This is a genomic window from Mycobacterium sp. PO1 (assembly GCF_017312405.1).
Classification (GTDB): domain Bacteria; phylum Actinomycetota; class Actinomycetes; order Mycobacteriales; family Mycobacteriaceae; genus Mycobacterium.
The window spans coordinates 1-8019 of record NZ_BLTG01000113.1; the positions used below are offsets into that span (position 1 = coordinate 1).

Here is an 8019-nt window from a genome sequence, read left to right on the forward strand (position 1 = left end):
AGAACCTGAGGAGCCGCACATGTGTTCGATTCTAGGTGAGGGGTGTGACACGGCAGAGCACAAAACCCGAGCGACATCACCGGACCGACCCCCGTCAGCGCCGAGATAGCCGCCCGGCGAGCTGACCGGCGGTGACCTCCCAGCCGTGCTGGTGGTCGTCGAGCGCTTCCCGACTGGGCAGCAGTTCGTGTTCGATCGACATCAGCGTCTGCTTCTCACCGTGCGGGACGAACTCGACGGTGACGATGCTGCTGGCAGTGGGATCGGCCCAGCCCGAATGACTCCAGGTGAAGCGCAACAGTGAGGGCCGGTCCACGGCCAGGAACTGGCCGGCGATCAACACGAGCTCACCGAGGGTGTCGACGTCGAACCGGACCCGTCCGCCGACGTGGGGTTCGACCGTGACCGCCACACACCGCGACGGCCGCGGACACATCCAGTCGGCCAGCGACTCCGGGTCCAGCCATTCGTCGAACACCACCTCCGGCAGAGCAGGCATGATCCGCCGGACACGGGCGACGAACACGTCGGTCACCGTGCTTTCCCCTTACGCCGCAATCGCTCCGACAGCGCATCAGCGCGGTCGGCCCAGAAGGCGTTCTGCTCGTCGATCCACTGCCGGGCCGCCGTGAGGCCGTCCGGTTGCACCGAGAACCAGTGCTCGCGCCCCCGCACCTCGCGGCGCACCAGCCCCGCCGTTTCCAGCACCGCGACGTGTCGCGACACGCCCGCGAACGACATCGGCAGTGGCTCAGCCAGATCCGTGAGGCGGGCATCGCCGTCCCGCAGCGTCTCCAACAACCGGCGGCGGGTGGGATCCGCGAGCGCGGCGTACGCCCGATCCAACACCGAATCTTCAACCATTCTGTTGACTATAGCGGCGGGTCGTGCTGTTCTGGGTAGCAGACGTTCAACTCAAGTGTTGAACTTTCTATCCAGGAGGACAGCCGATGACCACACCCGAAACCGGAGCCGCCACACAAGTCCAGGACGACGTGTGCCGACTGGCCGACCTGTACTGCGCGACGAAGGACCGGATCGTCGGCCTGCTCGACGATTCGGATGCCGCGCAGTGGAACCGACCGGTGCCCGCCTGCCCCGGGTGGTCCGTCCGCGACGTCGTGGCCCACCTGACGGCGGTGGCTCTAGACCTCCTCGACGGCCGGCTGACGGTGCCGCCATCGGACGCCGAGACTGCTGAACACGTCCGCCGGTTTGACGGATGCGGCGAGGACGAACTGTTCTCCATCTGGGACGGCGCCGCGGACCGGCTGGTGCAGGCGGCCGCCACGGCCGGCCTGGCACCTCCGCTCGGCGACATCGCCTGTCACGAGCACGACATCCGAGCCGCACTCGGGAAGCCTGGGGCGCGCGACGCCGACTCGGTTCGCTGGACCGCTCACGAACTTCTGGCGATGCTGGAGCCACCCGTGCCGCTCCGGGTGATCACCGAGGACGGTGAGTATCGCAGCGGTCCGCCGCGCGGGGACGAAATACGGCTCCATACCACGCTTTTCGAGACTTTGCGGTGGCGTCTGGGGCGTCGCAGCCGGTCACAACTGACAGCGGTGGACTGGTCGGAGGATCCGGCACCGGTGCTCGACCACCTGCACCTGTTCGGCCCCGCCCGCACCGACATCATCGAGTGAAAGGACCGTCGTGAGCAAGATTCCCGACGACGCAGTACTACCCCGCACCGCCGAGCGCTCGGAGTTCGAATCCGCACTCGCTGCGCTGCGGCGGCGCGAGAAGGCGCACACCCGCGAGGGCGACGCCATCGCCGCAGCACGCAGGCGGCTGCCGATGGTGGAGGTCGACCCGAGGATGGAGCTGACCGGAGCGGACGGGCCGGTGCCCCTTCTCGACATCTTCGACGGGCGCAGACAGCTTCTCGCCTACTACTCCATGTGGCATGCGGGCCATCCGGCCGCACAGCAGTGCGAGGGCTGCACGTGGGTGACCACCCAGGTGGCCGAACTGTCCTACCTGCACTCACGCGACATCACGTTCGCGGTGTTCTGCCAGGGTCCCTACCCGGAAAGCGCGCGCTACCGCGAGTTCATGGGATGGACGATGCCCTGGTACTCGGCACTGCCTTCGCTCGATCAACTCCTGGTCGGACGCCAGGCGGGAATGATGCACCTCGTCTGCTACCTGCGCGAGGGCGACCGGGTGTTCGAGACGTACTGGACCACCCGGCGCGGAGTGGAGGCGATGGACTACAGCCTGGCGCTGATGGACCTGACGATCTACGGACGCCAGGAACCGTGGGAGGACTCGCCGCCCGGCTGGCCCCAGCACTGGGGAGGGGACGGCTCCAATTTCCGCGTCGACGGCAGGCCGGCAGCACAGTGGTCGCGGCTGGCGGCGGGACGCTCCGACGACCTCGCCCGACCCCTTTGACCCCAAACTTGACACGTGTAAAATTTCGCGGCATGGACAACATCCGCGGAAAGACGATCGCGATCACCGGTGCCGCCCGGGGCATCGGATACGCCACGGCCGAGGCCCTGCTCAAGCGCGGTGCGCGCGTGGTCATCGGGGACCGCGACGTCGCCTTGCAGGAATCGTCGGTGGCCAGACTCACCAACCTCGGCTCGGTGTCGGGATATCCGCTGGACGTCACCGACCGGGAATCCTTCGCCGCGTTCATCGACAAGGCCCGCACCGACGGCGGCGGCCACATCGACGTGCTGATCAACAACGCCGGTGTCATGCCGATCGGGCCGTTCCTGGAGCAGTCCGAGCAGTCGATCCGCTCGTCGATCGAGGTGAACCTCTACGGCGTCATCGCCGGTTGCCAGCTCGCACTGCCCGACATGGTGGCCCGCCGGCGCGGTCACATCATCAACATCGCGTCGCTGTCCGGCGTGATCCCGGTGCCCGGCCAGGTCGTCTACGTCGGCGCCAAGTTCGGGGTGGTGGGCCTGTCCGCCGCACTGGCCGACGAGATGGCCCCGCACGGTGTGCACGTATCGGTGGTCATGCCCCCGTTCACGAACACCGAGTTGATCTCGGGCACCCGGGAGACACCGGGCACCAAGCCGGTCGAACCGCACGAGATTGCCGCCGCCGTGGTCAAGACACTCGACAAGCCCAAGACCCACGTCGCCGTGCCGCCGTTCCTGCGTTTCACCGCCCAGGCCGCCCAGATGCTCGGCCCGCGCGGGCGGCGCTGGATGAACAAGAAGCTGGGGCTGGACAGCGTGTTCCTCGAGTTCGACACCACCCAGCGGCAGAGCTACGAGCAGCGCGCGCAGTCAGCGTTGGGCGTGGTCGACGGCGCGAAGGCCGAGGGCGAGAAGTAGGACCCTACTGCTCGAACACCGGCGGCGGGTCACCGGCGCGGTACCCCTCGACGACGTCGAGGTTCTCGAGCAACTCGCCGAGGTCGAACTGGTAGTCGTCGGCGGTGCCCACCAGCAACACGTGGGCGATCTCGCCACCCTCGTCTTCGAGCAGTGCGATCACCGTCGCCCGCATGGTGTCATCGTCGTCCTCGCGGCCGTCCACGTCGACGAACGACGGCGGCCAGAACCACGAGACACCGACGTCGTCGTCCGGGTGCTCGGGATCGTTGAACTGCCAACCCCGCTCGGTCAACCGTGCGTCGAACTCCTCCAGATCGGCGACCACCTCGGCCACTCGCTCCCCCATCCCCTCGGGCAACCAGGTCTGGTCGCGGGCGGCCCGGCGCTTCTTGCGCCGGGCCTTCTTCTGATCCGACCGGCGAGACACCTAACCCAGCGCCCGGTCCAGGTCGGCGATCAGATCGTCGGTGCCCTCCAGCCCCACCGAGATCCGGACCACGGCGTCCCCGAGGCCGATCGCGGCGCGGCCCTCGGGGCCCATCGCGCGATGAGTGGTGGTGGCGGGGTGGGTGATCAACGACTTCGCGTCACCGAGGTTGTTGGAGATGTCGACGATCTGCAGCCGGTCCAGCACCTCGAACGCCCGCTCCTTGCCCCGGCCGTCGGGGGCGTCCAGCTCGAACGTGACGACGGTGCCACCACCGGTCATCTGGCGCTTGGCGAGGTCGTACTGCGGATGCGACTCGAGGAACGGATACCGGACCCACCGCACCCCGGGATGGGATTCCAGGCACTCGGCGATGCGGTGCGCCGAGGCGTTCTGGTGGGTGACCCGCAGTGACAGCGTCTCGAGTCCCTTCAGCAGGGTCCAGGCGTTGAACGGGCTGAGTGCAGGCCCGGTGTGGCGCATCAGCTTCTGCACCGGTTCGTCGATGTAGTCCGTGCCGCCCAGAATGGCGCCGCCCAGCACGCGGCCCTGCCCGTCGATGTGTTTGGTGCCCGAGTACACCACCACGTCCGCGCCGAGCGGGAAACCCTGCTGCAGGATCGGGGTGGCGAAGACGTTGTCCAGCACCACTTTTGCCCCTGCCGCATGGGCGAGCTCGCAGACGGCGGCGATGTCGACCAGCGACTGCATCGGGTTCGACGGCGTCTCGAAGAACACCGCCTGCGTCGGGACGGACAGCGCTTCCTCCCACTGCGCGAGGTCCTCGCCGTCGACGAACACGGTCTCGACTCCCCAGCGCGGCAGGATCTCGTTGCACACCACGAAGCACGACCCGAACAGGCTGCGCGCGGCGACCAACCGGTCGCCGGCGCCCAGTAGCGCGCCGAGCGAGGTGAACACCGCCGACATACCCGACGCCGTGGCGAAACAGGCGGGTGCTCCCTCGAGCAGCCGCAGCCGTTCCTCGAACATCGACACCGTCGGGTTGCCGTAGCGCGAGTACACGTACCGGTCGATGTCGCCGGTGAACGCCTTCTCGGCGTCGGCGGCGGACTCGTAGACGTACCCCGACGTCAGGAACATCGCCTCGGCGGTTTCCTCGAACCCCGAGCGCAGCAACCCGCCGCGCACCCCGACGGTGGCCTGGCTGACCCCGTCGGGCAGCGGCGCCGGGATGCGCACGGAGGGGACCTGCTCGTCGGCGCTCATGACTGCGTCCAGGGCAGCCCGTCGGCCTTCCATCCGGTGACGCCCCGGTGCTTGTTCTCGTCGAGGTTGCCCTCGAAGCCGTCCAGAATGTTGTACGAGGGCCCGATGCCCGCCTCGGTGGCGGCCTCGGCCGCCCCGATCGAGCGGTTGCCGGACCGACACAGGAACACCACGGGGCGTTGACCAGGGGTGAGCCCGGCGGCCTTGAGATCGTCGACGAAGCCCTCGTTCCGGGTGCCGTCTCCGCGGTTCCACTCGATGTAGACCGCCTCGCGGTGCAGCGACGTCAGATCGGGGACCCCGACGAAACGCCACTCGGCGGCGGTGCGCACGTCCACCAGCGCCGCATCGCTGTTCTCGCTCAGCAGCTTCCAGGCCTCGTGCGGTGTGATGTCTCCGGCATAACCCACGGTCGTGAGTGTCCCACAGCTACCTGGGACCGGTCGAACAGACCTTCCAGACGCCTTCGCGTCGGACCAGGTCGACCTGCACCGTCTCCTTCGTGTCCGAATCCTTGTCGAAGTAGTAGGTCACCTCGGCGGTGGCTCGGTCTCCGGCGACGTTCACCCCGGCCACCCGTTCGACGATGCGTTCACCACGTTGTGCCACCGAATCACGCTGCCGGTCAAGAATTTCTGATTCCTCACCCCACTCCTCGGAGCAGGTGTAGACGAGGAACTCGGCGTAGTTTCGCTGTTGCAGCGCCGCGTTCTGCGCCGACACGGCGCGGGCGATCTGCTGGTCGTCGGTCAGTTCGTCGCCGGAGAAGATGTTGAACAACCAGATTGCGATCACGACGGCGACAATGATCGTCAGCGCACCCAGGAACGGGCCCACGCTGGACCCGGTCGACGAGTCCTCGGGTTCGCTCATCGCGACCTGCGCAGCGCGGTCGCGACGCGGCGGGCGCGGTCGCGGGCGACGATCGGGTCCGGCGCGGTGGCCAGCGCCACCAGCACCGCGCGTCCTGCCTCTCCGGCCCCGTCAGCCGCCAGGACCCGGACGTCGCTCTCGGCGACGGCCAGCGCGTCGGCCAGCACCGGCGGGGGGAGCACCGCATCGGCGGAGCCGTGCAGTCCGACCTGAGCACCGACAGAGTCGTGCCGGTCGACCTGCATCGCGGCCGGCGAGATCATGATGGTGTCCACCGGCAGGCCCAGGACGGCGCGGGCATGCAGTTCGAATTGCGACAGCCGCTGCGAGCGCACCGTCACCAGCCCGCTGTCCGACGGCCGCGGACGCACATCGGAGAAGTACACCTCGTCGCCGTGCACCAGCAGATCCACCGCGAACACCCCGCGACCGCCCAGTGAGTTGACGATCCGGGCCGCGATCGACTTCGCCGCATCCAGAGCCGCGGGCGAAAGCTGCTGCGGCTGCCAGGATTCCAGCGTGTCCCCGTCACCGCGGTGGTGGCCGATCGGTTCGCAGAACGACACCGACGGCCCGGCCGCACCGACCGTGCGCACGGTCAGCAGCGTCACCGCGAAGTCGACCTCCACGACGGACTCGGCGATCACCCGCTTCATGCTCAACGCACCGCCGGCGACCGCACGGCGCCACGCCGGCTCGACGTCGTCGGGGCGCAGCAGCACCGACTCCCCCTCCCCGGGAACCGCCGCGACGGGCTTGACCACCAGCGGAAAACCCGCGTGCTGTGCGACCGCGCCGAGTTCCTGCGCCGATCCGGCGAACCAGAACGGCACGGTCGGCAGGCCGAGCTCGTCGGCGGCCAGCCGGCGCAGGCCCTCTCCGTCCAGGGACAGCCGGGCGGTGCGCGGCGTCGGGAACACCTCGAGGTCGTCCCGCTCGGCGAGGCCGACCAGGGCGTCCGTCGCGACCGCGGAGGTGTCGGCCACCACGAAGTCGGGCCGGGACTCGTCGATCAGGGCGGTGAGCGTCGCGGTGTCGGAGTAACCCGGCACGGTCGCGACGTCGGCACCGAGGTGGCGAAACGCCGAGGCCAGTTCGCCGGTCAGGTCCGAGGCGCCCAGCAGCATCACCGAGACCGCACCACGGGAGGCTGTCGGCCCGGTCACTGCGTCATCGTCCGTCATGTCTGCCATCGGATCACCAGCCTGCCAGACGGGACGGCCCGCGCCGTGTCGCCATGCTCAAGCGGGGTTGCCCGCGGTGTCGCCGAGGTCGGTACGGAACGCACCCATCGCGTCGATGAGTGCGCCGAACACCCGGTGCGCGGCGGCGAGATCGCTGTCGGGCAGGTCGGTCAGCGCCACGTGGGTGTGTTCGGCCAGCGGGGTGAAGAAGTCCCGCCCTACCTGCAGGCCGTGCTCGGCGACCCGCAACTTGACCCGGCGCCGGTCGGCGGGATCGGGATCGCGCAGCAGATGCCCGGACGCGATCATCCGCTCCACCAGGTAGGTGACCGCCGCGGCGGAGGTCCCCATGCGGCGGCGCAGTTCCCCGGCGCTCAGCGGTGTCCCGGCGGTCTCGGCAACCATGACGTGCAGCAGCGCGCGGAAGTCGTTCGCGGTCAGCGCGTGCCGGCCCGCGAACACCTGACCGATCTGGTCGGACTCGGCGTTCATCGCGCGGACGTCGTCGGCGATCAGCATCTCCAGCGCAGGGCGGTCGGGCTCGGGCACCAGCCCACCATAGCCAGAATTTCAATTGATTAATTGTTAATTATCTGAAATATTGACTCGCATGAGCCGTCGACTCTCCTGGCTGATCGCCCTCGTCATCGTGGTGTCCTCCGGCGCGTTGATGGGCCTGCTCGGTCAAAGCAGCTCCGCCGAGCAGTCCCCGGTGCCCGTCCCCGACAGCGCCGAGTCCGCCCGGGCCGACGCCGCCCGGGAGGCGTTTCCCGGCAGCGACGAGGTACCGGTGATCCTCGTCGTCACCCGGACCGACGGTGCGCCGCTGGATCAGAACGACCTGCAGGCCGTGGAGCAGGCGCGCCAGCGCATGCTGACCGCCGCCGGAGCCACGGCCCCGCCCGGCCCGCCCACCCAGGTGTCCGACGACGGGCAGGCCGCGCTGGCCACGGTGCCGCTCGACGCCGATCTTTCGGGCTTCGCCCTGACCGAC

At 68.9% G+C, this 8019-nt stretch carries 11 protein-coding genes and 1 pseudogene; 4 read left to right on the top strand and 8 right to left on the bottom strand.

Going from position 1 to position 8019, the window contains the following annotated elements:
* Positions 1–94: 94 nt before the first annotated feature.
* Together J3476_RS26210 and J3476_RS26215 are read right to left on the bottom strand one after the other, a co-directional pair.
* Positions 95–535 (bottom strand): SRPBCC family protein, encoded by a 441-nt coding sequence (locus tag J3476_RS26210; RefSeq protein WP_373889125.1) that lies wholly within the window; start codon positions 533–535, stop codon positions 95–97.
* Positions 532–864: a helix-turn-helix transcriptional regulator gene (locus J3476_RS26215; RefSeq protein ID WP_207069212.1), complete on the bottom strand. Its 333-nt coding sequence runs from the start codon at positions 862–864 to the stop codon at positions 532–534. The genes J3476_RS26210 and J3476_RS26215 overlap by 4 nt, the downstream gene beginning before the upstream one ends.
* An 86-nt stretch (positions 865–950) precedes the next feature.
* On the opposite strand from J3476_RS26215, the gene J3476_RS26220 reads away from it, so the two are divergent.
* Genes J3476_RS26220 through J3476_RS26230 form a run of 3 tightly spaced genes read left to right on the top strand, consistent with a single transcriptional unit; the run spans position 951 to position 3308 of the window.
* Positions 951–1649 (top strand): maleylpyruvate isomerase N-terminal domain-containing protein, encoded by a 699-nt coding sequence (locus tag J3476_RS26220; RefSeq protein WP_207069213.1) that lies wholly within the window; start codon positions 951–953, stop codon positions 1647–1649.
* A gap of 10 nt (positions 1650–1659) precedes the next feature.
* On the top strand, positions 1660–2403 hold the full coding sequence (locus J3476_RS26225; protein WP_207069214.1) for a DUF899 family protein: 744 nt from the start codon (positions 1660–1662) through the stop codon (positions 2401–2403).
* Between the two features lie 32 nt (positions 2404–2435).
* Positions 2436–3308, top strand: a complete 873-nt coding sequence (locus tag J3476_RS26230) for an SDR family oxidoreductase (protein WP_207069215.1) — start codon at positions 2436–2438, stop codon at positions 3306–3308.
* 4 nt (positions 3309–3312) lie between these two features.
* Here the strand turns inward: J3476_RS26230 and J3476_RS26235 are convergent, their stop codons facing one another.
* Genes J3476_RS26235 through J3476_RS26260 form a run of 6 tightly spaced genes read right to left on the bottom strand, consistent with a single transcriptional unit; the run spans position 3313 to position 7544 of the window.
* On the bottom strand, positions 3313–3738 hold the full coding sequence (locus J3476_RS26235) for a hypothetical protein (RefSeq protein ID WP_207069216.1): 426 nt from the start codon (positions 3736–3738) through the stop codon (positions 3313–3315).
* Complete coding sequence (locus J3476_RS26240) at positions 3739–4968, bottom strand: O-succinylhomoserine sulfhydrylase (protein WP_207069217.1); 1230 nt, start codon at positions 4966–4968, stop codon at positions 3739–3741.
* Complete coding sequence (locus J3476_RS26245; RefSeq protein WP_207069218.1) at positions 4965–5378, bottom strand: rhodanese-like domain-containing protein; 414 nt, start codon at positions 5376–5378, stop codon at positions 4965–4967. Before J3476_RS26245 ends, J3476_RS26240 begins: the two co-directional genes overlap by 4 nt.
* A 19-nt stretch (positions 5379–5397) precedes the next feature.
* Positions 5398–5841, bottom strand: coding sequence for a lumazine-binding protein (locus J3476_RS26250; RefSeq protein WP_207069219.1), 444 nt, complete (start codon positions 5839–5841; stop codon positions 5398–5400).
* Positions 5838–7025 carry a formate-dependent phosphoribosylglycinamide formyltransferase gene (gene purT / locus J3476_RS26255; protein WP_286183808.1) on the bottom strand — a complete coding sequence of 396 codons (1188 nt, stop codon included), beginning with the start codon at positions 7023–7025 and terminating at the stop codon, positions 5838–5840. Before purT ends, J3476_RS26250 begins: the two co-directional genes overlap by 4 nt.
* 57 nt (positions 7026–7082) lie before the next feature.
* Positions 7083–7544: a MarR family winged helix-turn-helix transcriptional regulator gene (locus J3476_RS26260; RefSeq protein ID WP_373889126.1), complete on the bottom strand. Its 462-nt coding sequence runs from the start codon at positions 7542–7544 to the stop codon at positions 7083–7085.
* A gap of 91 nt (positions 7545–7635) precedes the next feature.
* On the opposite strand from J3476_RS26260, the pseudogene J3476_RS26265 reads away from it, so the two are divergent.
* Positions 7636–8019, top strand: a pseudogene (locus tag J3476_RS26265) (MMPL family transporter); the annotation flags it as partial.